The sequence below is a fragment of the Anaerocolumna xylanovorans DSM 12503 genome, from assembly GCF_900143645.1.
GTDB classification, from domain to species: Bacteria; Bacillota; Clostridia; order Lachnospirales; family Lachnospiraceae; genus Anaerocolumna; species Anaerocolumna xylanovorans.
The window spans coordinates 171,020-189,726 of sequence record NZ_FRFD01000011.1 but is presented as its reverse complement, the minus strand read 5'-3'; the positions used below and the strand labels follow the sequence as shown (position 1 = coordinate 189,726).

Below are 18,707 nucleotides of genomic sequence, written 5' to 3'. Positions count from 1 at the left end.
TGAAATTGTATAAGTGCCCAATATGGTTTTACCGCAAGCAGAGAGAAAATTTATATAAATGTAGTAAGCAACCCATTAAAATCAATGGGTTCAGGCATTTGGCAAATGCTTGGAATATAATAAGGAGGAGAAATTATGAAAAGAAATGCAAAACGGTATTTGGCAGTGCTGTTAAGTATCATAATGGTATTTTCAGTAAGCCCTGTCAAGAGTTATGCATATGAGACTGCTGGCACTTATGTGAAAATAAATAGTGCAGCGGAACTAACTTCAGGTAAGTATGTAATGATAGTAGATAGCGGTTACGCAATGGGTACCCTTGATGTGGCGACATCATGGGTTCTTCCAACGGCACTTACTGCAACAGATGACAAAGTAATAAATCCAGACAATAGTTTGATCTGGAATCTTGATGTTTCAGGGGATCAAGTGAATTTGACGGATTCAAACGGAAAATCAATTAAACCAAAGGCTGCTGCTACAAATGGAATACTTGAAGGAAGCTATACATGGACATTTGTAGAGAGCGGTGAAAGCTTTATGGTTAAATCAACAGAGGCAGATGCTGTAGTTTTAGCAAGTAATAAAACCGTAGGCAATGGCGATAATAAATTTAGGGCATATAAGACTTCTACAGCAAGTGGTACGAGTTACGCAACTGCTTTTAGCTTGTACAAATTAGACAGTAGTATTCCATCAGGCCCCGTAAAAGCAGCAAAGCCACAGGCAAGTGCTGCATCTGGTGCGGTTGTTTCAGGAACAGCAATTACACTTACCAGTGCGGTATCAGGGGGAGCAATTCAGTATTCAACTGATTCTTCGTCCGGCCCTTGGGCGGATTATACACAGTCAATCGTAATTACTGCAGATACTACGATTTATGCAAAAGTATTGGCAGATGTTTTAGGCACCTATACAGAGAGTGATGTTGCGGTGTATAATTACGTAATTGCAAAGGAGCCGGAAGTAGATCCGACGTTAAAGGATCCAATTACTGCAATTCCGGATGGCGCAAAGGACATAAAGCAGGTTCTCCAGGAAACAACTGCTAAGACTACTGAGACGGCACAGGATTTTACTACAGTGGGGCAGATTGTTTATCAATACGGCAGCAAGGGTACTTTAAATTCTACAATTTTAGAGGACGTTGTTGACGGGCAAATTTATGCCTTGCAGGTATTTAATACAAGTAGTTTTAGCGGCAATAAAGTTGGTGACATTGTAAAAGTAAGCGGTAAAGTTTACGAACGTTATGGTGTTAAACAGATGATGAGTCCGGTGGTGACCAAGATTACGGATGCCGCCGATGCAACGGCGGTAATAGGACCGCAGGTATTTAACACTCTTGCGGAAATAAAGGCAATGAAAGCTTCGTTGATATCGGAATATGTATACATTAAGAATATAAAACTTGGTACTTACGCTGCAGACTATACTAAAGTAACGGATAGTATAGGGGTGCAAATGGATATATATCAGGGAGCACCTTATCCAGTTGGTGTAGCGGCGGGAGAAACAGTTGACCTGTATGCAGTTGTATCTACATATAATACGAGCGAACAGCTTTGTAATGGTACTTCCGCAGATTATGTGATAACCAATGATACAAAAGCACCTGCGATTACATTTCCTACATTTGACAATGCAGAATTAGGAAAAGATTATGCGGTATCTGTAACAATTACCGATAATGTAGCAGTATCCGAAGCTACATTAACCTATACCGTAAATACTGTGCCTAAGGAATTAACTTTAGTACAGAATACCTCTGATAAAACAAAATGGGAAGCAACGATTCCTGGAAGCACCTTTACTTCAAGTGTTTCAAGCTTCACGGTTAGTGTGACTGCCAAAGATAATGCAGGTAATGTTGCAACCAGTGATGTAAAAGAAATTTTGGTTAAAGATGAGCCTCAGGTTACGAAAGTTACACCTGACCGCAATGGAAAAACGGGAGATGAGAAGAAACCGCTTATTAGTGTAACTGCGACTAATATTGGATCAGCTCCAACCGCAAAGCTTACATTAAAGACAGGAGAGACCGTTAAATTAAATGCTGTTCCTATGAGCTATTCTAACGGAACCTTTTCCTATACGCCATCTGATAATCTGGCAGATGCACGTTATACAGCATCCGTAGTGATTACCCGTGCAGATGGTAAAGCCATAACCTATGAGTGGCCGTTTACAGTAGGTACACCAAAATATAGTTTATACTTTGGACAATTACATAGTCATACAACTTATTCGGATGGTTCTGGTTCTTTAGATGATGCACTTGCTTATATTAATAAGATCAGCAAGAGTGATAATATCGATTTTGCCGCATTTACGGATCATTCCAACTATTTTGATACAAAGGATGCAGCTAACCCGGAAGCTTCTCTTTATGACAAGAACTTAATGACAGCAGGAAGCCAGACGTTATGGAACGAATATAAGAGTAAGATTGATGCTTTTAATGCTTCTTCCACAAACAGGGGAGTAATTGCCCTGGGTGGTTTTGAAATGACATGGTCCGGCGGACCGGGACATATAAACACCTGGAACACAGAAGGTATTGTCAGCCGTAATAACACAACTTTGAACAGCAAAACAAGTGATGCCGGGATGAAAGCTTATTATTCTTTATTAAGCCAATCAGAAGGTGCTGACACTGTCAGCCAGTTTAATCATCCAGGTACAACCTTTGGTACTTTTAGTGATTTTGCTTATTGGGATCCTATCATTGATTCCCGTATTACTTTAGTGGAAGTTGGTAATGGAGAAGGTGCAATTGGCAGCGGCGGATATTTCCCATCCTATAATTATTACACCATGGCACTGGATAAAGGATGGCATGTAGCTCCGACAAATAATCAGGATAACCATAAGGGTAAATGGGGAAATGCAAACGATGCCCGTGATGTTATCATTACCGATAACTTTACAGAACAGGGTATTTATGATGCATTAAAGGATCATAAAGTATATGCAACCGAAGATAAGAATTTGGAGATTACCTATACTGTAAATGATGAATTAATGGGAAATATCATAAATGAAGTACCTGAAAGTCTTAATTTAAATGTAACATTGAATGATGCAGATGATGCAATTCAAAAAGCAGAAGTAATTGCAAACAGCGGACGTGTCGTTTATACTTGGGATGTAAATGCTCAGAGTAAGGAACTTAGCACAACACTGAAACCGGACTATAGTTACTATTATATCAGAGTAACAGAAAAAGACGGAGATCTCGCAGTAACAGCACCGGTATGGGTTGGTAAGACAAAAGTGTTTGGAATTTCCAACGTGGAAAGCAGCACAAGTACACCGGTTACCGGAGAAAAATTGACTGTTAAGACAACCTTGTTTAACAGTGAATCTACTGATTTAACCGTTAAATCTCTGACCTATAAGTTAGATGGAACTGTTATTGATACAAAAACAAATGCAGGTACCGTTGCAAAAGGAACGAATGCTGTAATTAATTATGACTTCACACCAACAAAAGCAAAAGTACAAACAATGACGGTTGAGGCTGTTTTCACAATAGACGGTCTGGACTACAACTTTACAAAGGATCTTAGCTTAGATGTGAGAGATGCGAATAAACTGGTATACGTAGGAATCGACGGAAGCCATTATAATGAATATGTGGCCGGAAATTACAAAGATTCCATGGGTAACTTCAGTTTGCTTGCAGCACAAAGCAATGTAAGATGCGTTGTTCTGAATACCAGTGAGGAATTATTAGCGGCAGCTAAAAATACAAACGGTAAGTTTAAGATGCTCGTATTGACGGCACCAAGCCGCCGTGGCAGTAGTGGGTTAAGAGAACCCTATGCTACATATTCAGATGAAGAAATTGCAGCCATTAAAGGTTTCTCAGAAGCAGGCGGAAGCTTAGTACTCTGCGGATGGTCAGATTTATATGAAAATTACAAAGTTTTCCCGGCAGAAGACCATATGGCAGCACAGCAGAATAAGATACTGAAAGCAGTTGGAGCATCTTTGCGTATCAGTGATGATGGTGCTTATGATGATGTGTTGAATGCAGGCGGAAGTGAAGCAAATAAAGCAAGATTATACTTAACTACTTATAATTGGGGTAATTCATTAACCAACGGTATTGTATACGATGCGGAGCATCCTAATGATAACATATACACACAACGCTTCAGTCAGTATGGCGGTGGTACTATTTATGCGGTAGATAAGGATGGAAAGCCCATTTCTACATTACCGTCCAGTGTATCACCAATTGTATACGGACATAGTTCTACCTATTCCAAAGATTGTGATAATGACGGTCTTGGCGGAAGCAGCATACCCAAATATGAATATGCAGCAGGTGATAATCGTTTGATGGTGCTTGCAAGCGAGACTGTCACACATGCAAATGGAACTCAGTCACTGGTAATTGCAGACGGTGCAGCGTTTATGAGTAACTTTGAAATTCAAGCTACAATTGCGGACACCAATGCAGAGTTAAATTACTCGAACTATACAATTTTACAGAACCTAATCCAGTATGTAAATCCGACACAGATCGATAAGATTGCGGATGTACAAAAAGAAGCAGAAGAAGGTGTTAAATTTACGGTAGAAGGTATTGTAACCTCCAATGCTTCCGGATATGATAAGACTACAGCATTCTTTGACTGTATTTATCTGCAGGATGGAACAGCCGGTATCAATGCATTCCCAGTGGCCGGAGACTTTAAAGTTGGTCAGAAGGTTCGTATTACAGGAACAACTTCTTCTTATCAGGGTGAAAGGCAGTTAAATGTTAGCAGTGTATCCCTGGTAGATAGTAAAATTACACAAGTAGAACCAAAAGAAGTAACCGCAAAGCAGATTAATGACAGAACATACCTTGGAAGCCTTGTAAAGATTTCCGGAACAGTAACGAAGGTTGAGCTTGCAAACGGAGCTGTTCAGACGATTCTTGTTCAGGATAATGCAGGAAACACTGCCCGAATCTTTATTGATGGTTATATTACAACCGACAAGGAGATCAAGAATTTAGCAGTTGGAAATTTAATAACTGCAGTTGGCTTGTCCTCTTATGATAATACCTTTGATGGTCTTGCAGCGCGTATCCGTGTCAGAGACCGTGCGGATATCGTATGTACCAGCAATGGTTCCTCATCTGGCCCGGGGACTGCACCAACATCAACACCTACGCCTACACCTATACCTACGCCGACACCTGCACCGGGGGGTAAAACTGTAGTAACGGTTGATAAACCAATAAGTACGGTTGTAAATGGAAAAGCAAATGTAAAGGTTGAAATCAGTGAAAAAGCACTGATGGATACCGTAAAAGCTGGTAATACTAATATTACGGTTTCATTAGGTGAAGATGCATTAAAGGATGTTTTGACGGATAGCCAGGTTAAGAAGGGTGTAGTAATCGAATTATCGATTCCTGCCGTTAAAGATGCAGCTGTGAATAATATTGTATTAAGTAAAGATGCATTGTTATTAGCAAAGAAATCCGGACAGAATCTTACTATCAATGTAGAAAATGGAAATGCAAAGGGTTACACAGTTAGCATTCCTGCTTCCGAATTAAAGAAAGTTACAACTGGTTCAAAAGATCTGAATGTAGCGGTTGCTTTGGAAAAAGATACGAAAGCAGCAGCAAAAGCAGCAGGAGTTCTTTCCGTAGGAACAGAAGGTAAATTAACAGCAGGTATGGTGGTTACGGTGCCTGTAGAAGGCACGCTTTCCGTATCAGCAGGCAATAAGGTATATGTTTACCATAAGAATGCTAAGACGGGTGCATTAGAAGAAGTACCAAACAATCTGCAAACCGTAGCACAGAATGGTACTTTAAAGCTTTCGACCCTAAGTGGAGGAGATTTTGTTATTTGTACAGCGAAGGCAAAGGATGCAGTTAAATTAGTAGATAAGGCGACAGTATCTGTTAATGCTTCCGTTGCAAAGGGCAAAAAGCTCAATGTAAAAGTAAGTCTTCCACAGGAATTAGCACGGGTTACTGCATTTACAAAAGGTGATCCGGTTGGACAGGAAGAAGCAAAGGTAACATATAAGGTAAATGATAAGGCTATTGCAACTGTATCCAGCAATGGAACTGTTACTGCAAAGAAGAAAGGAACCGTTAAGTTAACAGTTGTAGTTACCTTAGAGAACGGACAAAAGAAGAGCTTTAGTAAATCCATCAAAGTAAAATAGTAGATTGCAAATATGTATAAAGCTTAATTTAGGAAGGGCTGCCACACTAATTTAGTGTGGCATTCCTTTGTCAGGTAATTGCTTTAGTAATCAGAGAGGAATACTGTATGAAAAAGAACCTTAAGGTGAGAATTTTAACTGCAGTGCTGATGCTGTTAATATTTATAGGAGCAGCTGTAATTTTAAATCGTCCGAGTCCGGATGAAGTATTATCATCAGCTCAAAAACGAATGTTTGCGGTTGCAAAGGTTACAGAGGTATTAAGCGATAATGCAGCACCAGATACTTGGACAGAAGGAAGACGTATTGGTGCACAGGAATTGGAAGTAAGAATTCTTACAGGTAAACATAAGGGAGCTGTGCTGGAAACGGTAAACTATGTAAATGCATATTATAATGTGGATGCAAAAATTGGAACCCGGGTTATTGTTCGACTGGATTATGACGATGCAGGAGATCTTTATGTAGTTTCTATTACTAATTATGATCGAAGCAGTGTCTTAATTATGGCGTTGATTGTTTTTGCTGTTTTCATGATGTTAGCAGGCGGAAAGCAGGGAGTAAGAGCATTGTTTGGATTGCTGTTTACTTTGCTTAATCTTTGGTTTATTTTAATTCCTCTGGTTCTAAAAGGTGTTTCTCCGGTTATAGCTACTATTTTGATTTCTGCATTTACCAGTGCTGGTGCTTTGCTGATGTTGACCGGATATACAAAAAAGACACTATGTGCATTCTTAGGATGCGTTGGCGGAGTTATAGCAGCTGGATTTTTTGCATGGGTTATTACGATTCTGACACCAATTAGCGGATTTAATATGTCAGAGGCAGAAGAATTGGTAGTACGGGCTTCGGACTTGCCATTGAAAATCAGCGGTTTGCTGATTAGTGGTATTCTTCTTTCAGCACTTGGAGCATTGATGGATACGTCCATGTCTATTGTATCTGCACTGCATGAGGTTTATGAGCAAAATCCTTCAATATCCAGAAAGCAGATATTCCGTTCTGGAATGAATATCGGACGGGATACCATGGGAACGATGGCAAATACATTGATACTTGCATTTGTTGGATCGGCGTTTAACCTGTTAATTTTATTCCAGGTGTATAAGTACCCAATGATTCAAATATTAAACAGTGATATGATAGTAATTGAAATATTGCAGGGAGTTGCCGGTTCAATAGGTATTATTGCAACCACGCCGTTGGTTGCAGCCCTAAGTGCTGTCATATTTCAATTTAAGAAAAAAAAGAAATAGACCTAAAGTGCTATAAGTCGAAAGATGCACAGGAAATATATCATAGCTGGGATGAGTAGGCCCATGCAGTAGAAATTCAGTAAAATCGAACATACATCTATTCCCCTTGTATATCATAACTCACGGATATGCTGGGGGATGTTTTTATGTATTTAGAAGAAGTTAGAAGAGACTATGAGGGTTCATAATTATACTCATTCATACTTAAATAACGATAACAACATTGAATGGTTTGACAATATACTTAGATTGAGTTTTAATAAAGACGAATACGGTGAATATATAGAAAAATTTCGCTTGCATAATTTGGATATTAAATTGAGAAAACACTAACGAACCCTTAAAAGTTTTGCAGTTAGTACTATCTGCATATCTATAAGTTCATTTATAACAAGCAAACAGACAAAATATAACATTATAACCGGAGAAATTTATATGGAGGAGCTGCTTTCGGCAATTCCCATAAAAAAGTTGCTTATAAGTAACTTTTTTGAATATTAACTGCTTGAACGCTGTTGAGACTGGGGAGAATTAAAGGTATCTTAGATTTGACGGGCAGGAGGTATTTAATGAGTGATATTTCTAAGGTAGTAGGTGATAGGATCAGAATAGTCAGGAATGATAAAGGTTTAAGTATAGAGGAATTGGCAGAAAGAGCGGATGTAAATACAACTCATTTAGGACGTATTGAAAGAGGGGAAACGGTTCCTAAACTGGACAGTATAGAAAAGATAGTAAATGCTCTGGGGATAACATTCGAGGAACTTTTCAGACATATACAACCAGCTGCGGAAATCAGCGGAGAAAATGACACAGCATTAGCTTTCCTGATTAACAGATTGAACACCTTAAAGCCGGCAGAACAGAAAGAGGTCCTAAGTCTCTTTGAAATCCTGTTTAGGCTGATTAATAAGTAAGGAATCAAAAGAATAGGAGTTTACAGCGGTTAACTGTAGACTTTTTTTATTTGTAAACTCAAAACGCTTTACAAGCGATTAAAATAAAAAAATATCGCTCAAATGCGATGAAAAAATATTGAATAATATGTAAAAATATGTTATTATAATGTACATGAGGTTACATAACTTTCCAAATCAACTATTTCCCTCATTTAATATCCAAGTATTAGATAGGAAGGTTATTTAACCCCACCATTATCCCCATTACAATCCAAAATGAGCGTGAATGTAAGATGTAGTTAGAATCGAGACTGTCAGTAGGAGCAGTCTCTTTTCTTTTTCGGCAGTATATTAAGGAACTTCTTAAAAAGTAGACTTAAAATGTGCATATGATAAAATCCTCTGTATATCGTAAGTGAATTACAATGTACGGAGGATTTTTGCTTGCCTTTATGACAAAGATATTTCTTGTAATTTCAAATCTTCTGGGAACAAACGGGTATAAAAGAATTAGCAGTAGATAGAGCAGCGAATAGATAGTATAATGACCATATGTAGAAAAATGTTGATTTTTGTTAGGAGATAACTAGTGGAATTAATAAAAAGAAGAATTACAGTTCATGGGGGGAAGGAAGTATATGTTCTAACTCCGGGTAATGTTAGCAAAAGTATAACAGCCGGGCATGATAACAAAGGTTTTGTGTTAACATGGGGCAATGGCAGCGGATATCAATTTCTGGCAGAGTGTTTTTCAGCAGCGGCAGATTTACAGAAAAACGAGATTCTATATCTGCCTGTCAGATATCAGGCAAGTGAGGAATTTATAGAATCATTTGGTGGATGTGAATACAACTATAATATTGTATGTACAAACTATTGTGAGACACGGATTTCTCCGAAAGACATAGAAGAAATTCTCAAAATAAAAATATGGACCGAAGAACTTATCATCCGCAGATCGGATATTCATACAGAATATATCGATAGGTGGAAAACGAACAAGCGTCTTACAGTCAAAATCCATAAAAAAAATATGTATATTTCAACAAACAGAGATGGTTTTCACTCACTATCATGCGGGGCATGTAACCTGACTGAATATGGAGATGAATATATTGAAGATTATTTACCCCATATGCACTATGATTGGAATGAGAATACGTCTGTCAGCGTTGGGGTAACACTTTATTACTGGCATGATAGGTAGAAAAGGAGCAGATCAGCTGTGAATACAGTTTACATCCACCAGGTATTGGCTATTTTGGTATGGGAACTACGAGTTTTATGAAAAAAGCTGTCATGATAATTTATGAAAAGTCCCTGCAAAACATCCGGTCGTTATCATCAATAAACACAGCTTTTGAACTTCTAAAAGTATATCTTTGCAGCAATAATTGTGATTTATGATATAGAATCTCAAAGCTAAATTTACCAATGATTTTATTATGTTTTAAATGATAACCTGTAAATTGTTTATGGCTTTTATATCCGTCATCAAAGATTAATTCAGTCTGTTTTTTATTTATTAGAAAAGCAGATGAGCCGTCTATATCAATGTCAAAAATCTGGTCATTGTGAAAGTCCGTTTTAATTAAATTAAAATCAGTGTAATAATAAAACCAAAGATTATTAGATTCGTCGATATTTAGTGCATAACAATCACAGATATCATACTTTGTATTTTCCCATATCTTCCCGCCGGATTCATTCCAGACTACAAGTCCGCTTTGTCCTAAGGGGGTATCCCAGCCATAGTTACCAAATATACCCTCGTCAAAATAGCTGGTAATAATCCTTTTGTCTGAAGTAACGATACAGTCTTCAATACCGTCACCAAGGCAGAATTTTTTGATTATATTTCCGTATTTATCAACTATAATAGCATTCTTATCGGTTCTGCCATCTCTGTAATGGTAAGCTCTTGCTCCAAGAAGGAGAATTTCATTACCTATAGGTTGAATGAAATGTATGTTAGTTTCCTGAACTCCCAGATTATACAATTCGGAGCCTAATAATTCATTGTTCTCCCAGTCCGCTGCCACAATAATACATTTATAATCAGTATTACTTTTAGTTGGCACGAACATACCACTAATTCTTTCAGGAATATTTCCAGCCAATAACAGATAGATAACATCATCATATCCAACAGATAAATTGGCAAGCTCATAATCTCTGATATTATACTGTTCTTTTAGTTTACCATAGTCAATAAAATTCGTGAATTCACATAATCTTTTCATTTTTGCTCCCATTGCGTACCACAAATAAAGGTTGTTTGCTGTTAGGATATTATAGCATATAAATCCCCATGCTTGTATGAAAATAATTACAAACGTATCCGCAGGTAAATTGAAAATTACGGATACAATACTATAATAAGTCTGTCTTAATATTTGATAAATAACATTTTTAGGAAAGGATTATGGACATGTTCAAAAAAGTAAAATATTATATTATTGTAGCTGATAATGGTTTTGTTATAAAAAATGAGATTAACCAATCTGAAAATATAATTGAATTTCCGGCATATATACCGAATGTACCATTTTATCTGCATTTATTTGACGAAAATAATAATGAAATCAAGAATATAACTAACCATATCAAAAACCTGAAAATGAAAAATGTATCAGTGATAATGCCTGATGATACATTAGATATCTATGTCGATAAGAAAATTTTTCTGGATTATTTTTATACATTTGGAGCAAAGAAAGTAGAAGTGAATTATCAATGTTTACTTTTAACACAGTATGGCAATCACTACATTTCTTTTTCAAAGACGGCAAGAAATATGGCGATACAATATATCAAAGGAGGTAAAAGCTTAGCTCAAAAATATTATGACAAAGACTTTAAAGACATTGAGCAAATCAGAAAAGACATGCAAAGACTGCACATAGATTGTGAGTATGGTAATCAAACAGTATATATTAATAATGTAAATAATAACATGGACTTATTTGAAAATATTGGGAATCTGGTTACAAGGTCTGATATTTTTAATAATGCCATGAATAATCTGCCGGAACTGTAGTATTTGTGTCTTATTACTGGGTATATGACACATAAGTGACAAAACATGGCATTAAATTTAAGTCAGAAAAATATAAGAAAAATCATATATTATGACGATATATGTATAAGGACAAGAAGCAGGACATAAGAGAGACAGGGAGGTCAGAATGAAAAAAATATTTACAAAACGATGGATGGCAGTAGTCTGCTGTCTGGTAATGGTGGTTACATCTGTTTTTCAGCCGCTTGGCATTGAGAAAGCAGAAGCGGCGAGCCCGTATCATTTCGTGGTTGCAGGTGCCGTGAAAGAATCAGGAAGTGAAGTGACAATAAAATCCCTAACTACCGATATCAATTTAAGCAGTGATACCGGAATAGTTAAAAATATTGTATCCCAGCAATGGTTTGTTAATAATGTTGAGGTTAAAGCCGGAATGGATGAAAGCCAGCTGGGAGTTGTGTCAATTGATCCTACCAGTATTGTCAACGCTAACGGCTTATCTGCTAAATTAATGACCAAAGGGCCGGGTTACGCACGTGTCAGACTCCATTATGAAGACAGCAATAACATGATATGGGATTACTATCTGAACGTAAAAGTTGACTTTGCCGTAGATAAGAGCAATAAGACGGATTTTCCCGACGTATTGGTTTCAGGCAGCAGTTATGACATGAACGTAATGCTGTTTAAGAATATTAATGAAAGCAAATACCTTAGGCTTAAATATGCGGACATTAATCCTGATACTATCAGCCTAGCAGGCAGTTCTGTGTCAATTGAAAGTTCAAATACAGATGTTGTTACTGTTAATCCCACAACTGGCGAGGTAGTATCAAGGGGAGCCGGTGTCGCGCAGATTACGGTAAAGACAAATAATGCCCCGGGTGATAATATATCCAGTAACCTGACATCAACCTTTAAGGTAGTGGTAACGCCTAAGGTTTCGGCGACGCTTTCCTCCAACCCTACAGATTATAGTTACACAATTGATAAATCTACAACGGGAAGTATAACTTTTTATACCAATGCGGCGCAAGCCTCCAAACTGATCTGGAAGTTCTATTATAAAACGGATTCCGGGCCACAGCTTATCCCGAATCCGGCAGGAATAATATCTTATACTGCCAGTGAAGTAGACGGTTCCATCACGATTAATAATACAACTAAGGCAGCCGATTATATTATCATGGGTTTTGCTGATTCAATGTACATACCGGACCATTTGGAGAACCCTCCGGACCAGGTTAAAGTACCTTATATAAAAATTAATCTGAAAGTAGTACCTGCTATACCTGCTTATCTGGTCATGAATGTGAATGATACTTATAATATCGGTAATTTGCTGAATTCTGCAATTGATACCTATACATATGTTTCCAGTGACAGTTCCATTGCAAGCATTAGCAACGGAATCCTGACAGCGAAAAAGAGCGGTGACGCCGTTATAACGATATCAAAGGCTGACGGAACCAAGTACACCATGAATCTTACAGTAGTAGATGGTATTTCACTGAATCTTACAGAGGCAAATATTTATGTTTCCGGGACCTTGCAGCTTACGCCAAAAACCACCAGTGATAATACTGAGGTGAAGTGGTATAGCGTGAAAACTCCAACCGCTGACTATGATGAAAGTACCAATAATGGAAGCGGCATTGCATCCGTAAAAAAGGATGGTACAGTTACGGGTGTAAGCGAAGGAACGGCATATATTGTAGCTTCCATCACAACCGCCACAGGTGTGGTAAAGAAAGCAATATGTAAAATAACAGTCGGCAAAACGATTACTTCCATAAAGGTAGAACCCGCAGAGCTGCCATTAAATATCGCAGAAAGCTATACCTTAAAGGCCACTTTTGATCCGGCCATATCACGAACCGTACCTGTAAAATGGATAAGTACGGATGAAAAAATCGTTAAAATAAACAGCAGTAACTCGGAACTTGTAAATATCAGTGCCATGGATATACCGGGAACGGCACTTGTAATGGCAATCAATACGGAAAATTATATTATCGGATATTCCAAGGTTACTGTTAAACAAAAGGTAAGCAGTCTTACTCTGTCGGCGACGAATCTTAGCCTGATGAAATCAGCCGGAACCTATCAGTTAAGAGCAACTGTTTTACCTGCTAGTGCAACCAATCAGAAAGTTATCTGGATGTCTACCAATCCTGCGGTGGCAACTGTAAGTGATACCGGACTTGTCACATTGCTTACTTCCGGCTCCACTTCAATTATTGCAACTTCGCAAGATAATCCTGATGCAACGGCCGTTTGTAATGTAACAGTAGGTGTTTCTTCAACGGCAATAAAGCTGGATGATTCCAAGAAAGTTATGTATACGGGTGATACCACAAAGCTTTCTTATACCATAACACCTACTAATGCTACCAATACGGATGTTGTCTGGAGCACTTCGGATTCCAGTATTGTCAGTGTGGATGCAAAAGGAAATGTTAAGGCCGTGGCGGCTGGTACGGCAGTTATTATTTTAAAAACTGCAGATGGGCTCTATATGTCCACTTGTACAATAACAGTAAAGGAAAAAGCGACAGGTCTGGCCTTTGATGTCACAAGCTTAGAGCTTTATATCGGAAAGACCTATACCATAAAAGTAACACCTATACCTGCAACTGCAACAGACTATACCCTAACCTGGAGTTCGCTGGATGCAACCATTGCCTCTGTGGACAATAATGGTACTATAACAGCAAAAGCAGCCGGAAAAACTATAATAACCGCAACCACCTCAACAGGCAGTATTTTGTACTGTACGGTAACGGTCAAAGCAGAGGCAACAGGAGTAATACTTAATTATACAGAGAAAACATTGGTAATCGGCGATTATTTTGATTTAAAGGCATCTGTTAAGCCAAGTGCTGCAGCCGATGAAGTGAGCATTGTTTGGGTCAGCTCAAAGACCAGTGTTGCCACAGTATCCACCAGCGGAAGAGTAAAGGGAATAAAAGGCGGTACGGCAGTTATAACCTGTAAAACTTCGGACGGCAAATTCACTTCCTTTTGTACGGTAACTGTAATAGAGAGAGTTACGAGCGTTACCTTGAATAAAACCAGCCTTAAGCTTGGACTTGGAAAAAACTATACTCTGGTGGCAAAGGTAAAAACAAATGCAGCCAGCAATCCAAAGATAAAATGGACTACCAGCAATTCCAAAATTGTAACGGTAGACCAAAAAGGTAATATAGCAGGCAAGGCTTTAGGAACAGTAAATGTTACGGCAGCAGCAACCGATGGAAGCGGTGAAAAGGCGATAGTACAGATTAGAGTAGTAAGGAATGCATCTTCTATTACTTTAAACAGAACTGCGGTAACAACGATAGTTGGCAAAAACTTTACCCTGAAAGCTACGGTAAAACCGACAAATGCAACTTATAAGACCGTTTTTTGGAAGTCCAGCGATGAATCTATTGCCATTGTAGATTCTTCCGGTAAGGTCACAGCCTTAAAAGCGGGAAATGCAACGATTAAGGCATCTGCCAAGGATAACAGCGGAAGATACTCCATCTGTTATGTCATTGTTCAGCCTCGTGTTCCGGCGAACAGTGTCACAGTATTGAATCAGAATCTGACTATGGTGGTAGGAGAAACTTCAGTATTGCAAAAGGCAATGAATCCTTCTACTTCAACAGATTCAGCCAGCTGGGCAAGTGATAACAGAACAGTTGCTACGGTAACAACTTCCGGCAAGCTTACGGCCAGAAAACCGGGAATTGCCAATGTTACAGTAATGACAGAATCCGGAAAGACAGCAACCACAAAGGTAACGGTTGTCGGATTAAATTCTACGAATCTTGTATTGGAGCAATACTCAAACTACACATTAATGGTACTGGGAATATCAAGCGGTGTAACCTGGGATGTTACAGATTCGGAAGTTGCTATTGTCAATAATGGCGTGGTAAGCACAAGAAGGATAGGGACAACAACAGTAATAGCGACTGTAAATGGCAGACGTTTAACCTGTAAAGTAACGGTAAAGAAAATAAAGTAGAAATACCATAATAAGGCCTTACGGCCATTAGCCCCATAAACTGCAGTCTTTGATATACTACCCCCTTGCACCAAAAGGTTTCGTGTATCTTGCTACGGTAAAAGCAGAATAAAGCATATCAAGCCTCTTAAAGGATACGAAAGCCTTTAAGAGGCTTTTTCTTATAGAAAAATAATAAATATCTGGAAATAAAATTGAAATGTTGACATATATATTAATATATCGTAATATATAAATATTATGATTTATATTTGACAATCTTGTACTAAAATTGTAAAAGGAGTAGCAATGGATAATAACATTAATCGTTATACGGAAGCGGCAGAAATACTTAAAGTACTTGCGCATCCGGTGCGCCTTTGTATCGTCAGCGGACTGTTGGAGAAAGGAGAATGTAATGTGAATTATATGCATTCCTGCTTAAAAGCACCCCAATCTACCGTATCCCAGCATTTGCAGAAGTTAAAGGCAGCGGGCATAATAGAAGGCCGAAGGGAAGGACTTGAGATTTACTACAGAGTCAGTGATGAAAGGGTTGCTGATTTAATCAGAATATTAACCAAAGAAGTTGATTAATGGTCAAATTGTTAATAAAAAAAGCAGCATTAAAGACTACGACTAAAGTGGCAAAGGGCAGAAGAAAATGAAAAAAGAAAGGATGCCATAAAGATTCTTTTGCTTCAATATAATATGGCGGCATTTAAGGAAGTTCTTAGGTGCGGAAAAAGCAATGGCTAAGAAAGTATTGATAGTTGGAGGCGTTGCAGGAGGGGCATCTGCTGCTGCACGTCTTAGAAGACTGGACGAAAATATTGAAATTATTATGTTTGAGAGAGATAACTATATCTCTTATGCTAACTGCGGTCTTCCTTACTATATCGGAGGCACCATAGAAGAAAGGGAAAAACTGTTGGTACAGACGCCCCAGGCGATGAAGGACAGATTCCGTATTGATGTCAGGATAAACAGCGAGGTTATAGCAGTAGATACTGCAAAAAGTTGTGTTACCATTAAGAGTAAGGACAGAGGAGTGTATGAGGAGAATTTCGATAACCTTATTTTGTCACCGGGAGCTAAGGCACTAAGACCGAATATTTCCGGCATAGAGAACAACCGTATTTATACTTTAAGAAACGTTCCGGATACGGATAAAATCAAAGCCTTTGTAGAAGAAAAGAAACCGTCCGGTGCTGTTGTAATCGGGGGAGGTTTTGTCGGTGTAGAAATGGCCGAGAATTTAAAAGAAAAAGGAATTAAGACCTGCCTTGTAGAAGCTGCACCCCATATTTTAGCTCCTTTTGATGAGGATATGGTTATTTCGGCAGAACGGGAGATGGCACAAAACGGTGTTAACCTTTATTTAAACGATGGAATCGCCGGATTCACTGATACAGACTGCGGTGTAAAAGTGCATTTACGAAGCGGCAAAGTACTGGAAGCAGAAATGGTTATCCTTGCGATGGGTGTCAGACCGGATACAGAATTCTTGCGTGCAAGCGGAATCGAATTAGGGGAAAGAGGTCACATCAAGGTTAATGAGAGGCTTCAAACCAATATAGAAGGTATTTATGCAGTAGGGGATGCTATAGAAGGAGTTGACTTTGTAACCGGAGGAAAAACAGCAGTTGCCTTAGCAGGTCCTGCGAATAAACAGGGACGGATTGCAGCAGATAATATTGCCGGAATCCCGTCAACTTTTGAGGGTTTTTTAGGAACCTCCATTATCAAGGTATTTGACTTAACGGCAGCAAGAACCGGTGCAAATGAAAGAACATTAAAGGCAGCAGGAATTGATTATAAGACAGTGCACCTGTATCCCATGTCCCATGCTTCCTATTATCCGGGGGCTTTCAACATTTCATTAAAGCTTTTATTTGATATGGAAGGCAAAATCCTTGGAGCGCAGGCTGCAGGGTATGAAGGTGTTGATAAACGCATTGATGTAATCTCTACGGTGATGAGCCTTAAGGGAACTACGGCGGATCTGACAAAGCTTGATTTATCCTATGCTCCACCTTTTTCTTCTGCAAAGGACCCGGTAAATATGGCGGGATACGCAGCAGAAAACATAAGAAAGGGATTCAGCCATATTACCACCTGGGATGAGGTATTTGAAAGTGAAGAGGACTTTGTACTTCTGGATGTAAGAAATACGGAGGAATATGAGCTGGGCCATATGGAAGGGGCCGTGAGCCTTCCGCTTAATGAACTAAGAAACCGCATGGAGGAGCTTGATAAGAGCCAAAAAGTCGTGGTGTATTGCCAGGTAGGCATAAGGGGATATATCGCAGACCGGATTCTTACACAAAACGGGTATCAGGTCCAGAATATTACCGGCGGTTATTTAAGTGCTAAGGATTATTTGTATCAGACAGAAAGAGAGCAGGATATTCTATCAGGAGAAGTAAGGGCGGCCGGTATCTTAGAAGCGCAACCGGTAACACCGGAAGTAAGCACAACAGAAGGGGATAAGGAAAAGATGGAGATAGCGATTGATAAAAAACTGGATTGCACTGGAATCTGCTGCCCCGGTCCTCTGCTTCGCGTAAAAGAAGTGGCAGATCAGTTAAAAGACGGAGAAATACTGGAAATCCATGCCTCTGACCCCGGATTTTATGAAGATGTGAATGCCTGGTGTAAAAATACAGGGAATCAGCTGCTGTCACGTCAGAGAGAAAAGGGCGGCATTACTGCTGTCATAAAAAAGGGAGCGGCAGATAATGCAGTAAAGGCAGAAGCTCATACAGTGACAGAGAAGAATAATAAGACAATGGTAGTATTCAGCGGTGATCTGGATAAGGCGATAGCCTCCTTTATCATAGCAAACGGTGCTGCTTCCATGGGAAGAAAAGTAACCATGTTCTTCACCTTCTGGGGCCTTAATATCTTAAGAAAGCCTGAAAAAGTAAAATTGCAAAAGGGCTTTATGGATGCAATGTTTGGAAAGATGATGCCAAGAGGCAGTAAGAAGCTTAAGCTCTCCAATATGAACATGATGGGAATGGGAGCTAGGATGATCCGCAAGGTCATGAATGATAAAAATGTGGACTCCTTAGAAAGTCTCATCAGGACTGCTGTCGGAAATGGTGTGGAAATTGTAGCCTGCCAGATGTCAATGGATGTCATGGGTCTAAGAAAAGAAGAGCTCATAGACGGCGTAAAAGTCGGCGGTGTTGGTTACTATCTGGGTGAGGCAGAGGAATCCAATGTAAATCTGTTCATCTAATTAATAAATAGGAGACATTATTTTTGAAGGTGGATTTATAAGCCTAAAGCAGGAAAGAAAACACAATATAAAATATAGAATGAAAAGGTATGGTTGTAAAATA

Annotated in this window: 9 protein-coding genes; 8 read left to right on the top strand and 1 reads right to left on the bottom strand. The window is 38.8% G+C overall.

Going from position 1 to position 18,707, the window contains the following annotated elements; genetic code table 11:
• Window positions 1-135 precede the first annotated feature (135 nt).
• The 4 genes from BUF11_RS18485 to BUF11_RS18470 all read left to right on the top strand — a co-directional run bounded on the left by BUF11_RS18485 (window position 136) and on the right by BUF11_RS18470 (window position 9,548).
• Window positions 136-6,186, top strand: coding sequence for an Ig-like domain-containing protein (locus tag BUF11_RS18485; protein WP_139243454.1), 6,051 nt, complete (start codon window positions 136-138; stop codon window positions 6,184-6,186).
• Window positions 6,187-6,293: 107 nt separating this feature from the next.
• Entirely contained in the window at window positions 6,294-7,442 is a 1,149-nt protein-coding gene (locus BUF11_RS18480) for a YibE/F family protein (RefSeq protein ID WP_073590343.1), read from the top strand.
• Between the two features lie 569 nt (window positions 7,443-8,011).
• Window positions 8,012-8,359: a helix-turn-helix domain-containing protein gene (locus BUF11_RS18475; protein WP_073590342.1), complete on the top strand. Its 348-nt coding sequence runs from the start codon at window positions 8,012-8,014 to the stop codon at window positions 8,357-8,359.
• A 571-nt stretch (window positions 8,360-8,930) separates the two neighbouring features.
• On the top strand, window positions 8,931-9,548 hold the full coding sequence (locus BUF11_RS18470) for a hypothetical protein (RefSeq protein ID WP_073590341.1): 618 nt from the start codon (window positions 8,931-8,933) through the stop codon (window positions 9,546-9,548).
• A gap of 100 nt (window positions 9,549-9,648) precedes the next feature.
• On the opposite strand, the gene BUF11_RS18465 is transcribed toward BUF11_RS18470, so the two are convergent.
• Window positions 9,649-10,584, bottom strand: coding sequence for a hypothetical protein (locus BUF11_RS18465; RefSeq protein WP_073590340.1), 936 nt, complete (start codon window positions 10,582-10,584; stop codon window positions 9,649-9,651).
• A gap of 188 nt (window positions 10,585-10,772) precedes the next feature.
• Between BUF11_RS18465 and BUF11_RS18460 the strand changes: the two genes are divergently transcribed.
• From BUF11_RS18460 to BUF11_RS18445, 4 genes are all read left to right on the top strand, one after another.
• Window positions 10,773-11,381: a hypothetical protein gene (locus BUF11_RS18460; protein ID WP_139243453.1), complete on the top strand. Its 609-nt coding sequence runs from the start codon at window positions 10,773-10,775 to the stop codon at window positions 11,379-11,381.
• A gap of 148 nt (window positions 11,382-11,529) precedes the next feature.
• Complete coding sequence (locus tag BUF11_RS18455) at window positions 11,530-15,378, top strand: Ig-like domain-containing protein (protein ID WP_073590338.1); 3,849 nt, start codon at window positions 11,530-11,532, stop codon at window positions 15,376-15,378.
• Window positions 15,379-15,666: 288 nt separating this feature from the next.
• Window positions 15,667-15,954, top strand: coding sequence for an ArsR/SmtB family transcription factor (locus tag BUF11_RS18450; protein ID WP_073590337.1), 288 nt, complete (start codon window positions 15,667-15,669; stop codon window positions 15,952-15,954).
• 154 nt (window positions 15,955-16,108) lie between these two features.
• Window positions 16,109-18,604: a CoA-disulfide reductase gene (locus tag BUF11_RS18445; RefSeq protein ID WP_073590336.1), complete on the top strand. Its 2,496-nt coding sequence runs from the start codon at window positions 16,109-16,111 to the stop codon at window positions 18,602-18,604.
• Window positions 18,605-18,707: the final 103 nt, after the last annotated feature.